This window comes from Clostridium omnivorum (assembly GCF_026012015.1).
Classification (GTDB): domain Bacteria; phylum Bacillota; class Clostridia; order Clostridiales; family Clostridiaceae; genus Clostridium_AX; species Clostridium_AX omnivorum.
On record NZ_BRXR01000001.1, the window covers coordinates 1,492,501 to 1,495,000 of the forward strand.

Sequence of the window (2,500 nt, forward strand, 5' to 3'; positions counted from 1 at the left end):
TAATTATTATTTAAAAGTTATTTTGAATCGCTTAGCGACAAAAAGTATATTAACACATATATTTTCTTAAATTTAAGTGTTTATTTCCAACGTATTAAGTTTATATTTATCTACCTCTCATATGCTTTCATATACTTTAAGTTTCACATAGTGACACGCAAGGCACAGTATTAATATAAAATAGTATATTATAACTCTATCTTAAGTTATACATACACTATATCTTAGGCTGTGATAGATATGTGGTATAAATTGCAATATTATTATATAGAACTTTTAATAAACACCATGGTTGATATTAATAAAAAGCTTTTAGATAAGCATTCAACGAACACCTTTAAAATCTAATATTATGCTGCCGCATTTAAAAACAGTCCAGATTAATTTGCAAATTACTCTGGACTGTAACAGCTTGCATTATTAAAAACAAAATAAAAAACAGTCCATTTGGACTGTTTTTTTGGTGGAGATAAAGAGATTCGAACTCTTGACCCTCTGCGTGCAAGGCAGATGCTCTCCCAGCTGAGCTATACCCCCGTATGGTGGACCTTCAGGGACTCGAACCCCGGACCAACCGGTTATGAGCCGGTTGCTCTAACCAACTGAGCTAAAGATCCATTTTAACCTGGCAGCGTCCTACTCTTCCACAGGGCCTCCCCTGCAGTACCATCGGCGCTAAGAAGCTTAACCTTCGTGTTCGGAATGGGTACGGGTGTTACCTTCTTGCCATTACCACCAGATACATGATTAGTCAAAATCTTCGATTTTGCTAACTAATCAGTACTCCTCAGCTCCGCTGAGCGAGTTTCCTTATAAAATAGGCTTTGAAAAATTTATTCTCTACAATTTAGAATTATATTATATGCATAATACAATGTCAACACCTTTCAAAAAATTTTATTAAAAAGGCACAGGTATTAGAAAATCCCTGTGCCTTTTTAAGGAGTAATATTTATCGAGCTATTACTCGTACCACAAAATTAATATGTGCTAATTTATAAATATTATACATATACTCTCACCCAATTAAAATAATAACTATTTATAGTTGCAACTTTATTAGTTCTACTTTAAAAATAAAAAAACAGCCCTTTCGGACTGTTATATGGTGGAGATAAAGAGACTCGAACTCTTGACCCTCTGCGTGCAAGGCAGATGCTCTCCCAACTGAGCTATACCCCCGTATGGTGGACCTTCAGGGACTCGAACCCCGGACCAACCGGTTATGAGCCGGTTGCTCTAACCAACTGAGCTAAAGATCCATTTTAACCTGGCAGCGTCCTACTCTTCCACAGGGCCTCCCCTGCAGTACCATCGGCGCTAAGAAGCTTAACCTTCGTGTTCGGAATGGGTACGGGTGTTACCTTCTTGCCATTACCACCAGATGCATGACTTATCAAAATCTTCGATTTTGTCAATAAGTCAGTACTCCTCAACTCTGTTGAGCGAGTTTCCTTTAAGAGAATGTTATTCTCTCAAGACTGAACAGATTAAGAATATTTGGTCAAGCCCTCGACCTATTAGTATCAGTCAGCTAAACACATTACTGCGCTTACACCCCTGACCTATCAACCTTGTGTTCTTCAAGGGGTCTTACTAGCTTACGCTATGGGAAATCTTATCTTGAGGTGGGCTTCACGCTTAGATGCTTTCAGCGTTTATCCCGTCCCGACATAGCTACCCAGCCGTGCTCCTGGCGGAACAACTGGTACACCAGAGGTCAGTCCATCCCGGTCCTCTCGTACTAAGGACAGCTCCTCTCAAATTTCCTACGCCCGCGACGGATAGGGACCGAACTGTCTCACGACGTTCTGAACCCAGCTCGCGTGCCGCTTTAATGGGCGAACAGCCCAACCCTTGGGACCTACTTCAGCCCCAGGATGCGACGAGCCGACATCGAGGTGCCAAACCTCCCCGTCGATGTGGACTCTTGGGGGAGATCAGCCTGTTATCCCCGAGGTAGCTTTTATCCGTTGAGCGATGGCCCTCCCACGAGGTACCACCGGATCACTAAGCCCGACTTTCGTCCCTGCTCCACTTGTGGGTGTCGCAGTCAGGCTCCCTTCTGCCTTTGCACTCTACGAGCAATTTCCAACTGCTCTGAGGGAACCTTTGGACGCCTCCGTTACATTTTAGGAGGCGACCGCCCCAGTCAAACTGCCCACCTAACAATGTCCCACGACCAGTTTCATGGACTGTGGTTAGAACTTCAGTACTGTCAGGGTGGTATCCCAAGGGTGACTCCATAGGAGCTGACGCCCCTACTTCTCAGTCTCCCACCTATCCTGTACAGACAATACCGAAATTCAATGCTAAGCTACAGTAAAGCTCTACGGGGTCTTTCCGTCCAATCGCGGGTAGCGAGCATCTTCACTCGCAATACAATTTCGCCGGATTTGTTGTTGAGACAGTGCCCAAGTCATTACGCCATTCGTGCGGGTCAGAACTTACCTGACAAGGAATTTCGCTACCTTAGGACCGTTATAGTTACGGCCGCCGT

4 tRNA genes and 3 rRNA genes (1 of these 7 cut by a window edge) are annotated in these 2,500 nt (G+C 43.7%); all 7 read right to left on the reverse strand.

The features are described 5' to 3' along the window. Nucleotides 1–461: 461 nt before the first annotated feature. Nucleotides 462–537, reverse strand: a tRNA-Ala gene (locus tag bsdE14_RS06850). Between the two features lie 3 nt (nt 538–540). Further along, nucleotides 541–617, reverse strand: a tRNA-Ile gene (locus tag bsdE14_RS06855). 6 nt (nt 618–623) lie between these two features. Next, nucleotides 624–740: ribosomal RNA gene (gene rrf, locus bsdE14_RS06860) — 5S ribosomal RNA — on the reverse strand. A gap of 366 nt (nt 741–1,106) precedes the next feature. After that, a tRNA-Ala gene (locus bsdE14_RS06865) sits at nt 1,107–1,182 on the reverse strand. 3 nt (nt 1,183–1,185) lie between these two features. Continuing rightward, nucleotides 1,186–1,262, reverse strand: a tRNA-Ile gene (locus bsdE14_RS06870). A 6-nt stretch (nt 1,263–1,268) separates the two neighbouring features. After that, nucleotides 1,269–1,385 (reverse strand): 5S ribosomal RNA (gene rrf / locus bsdE14_RS06875). A 115-nt stretch (nt 1,386–1,500) separates the two neighbouring features. Further along, nucleotides 1,501–2,500: ribosomal RNA gene (locus bsdE14_RS06880) — 23S ribosomal RNA — on the reverse strand; it runs 1,906 nt beyond the window's last position.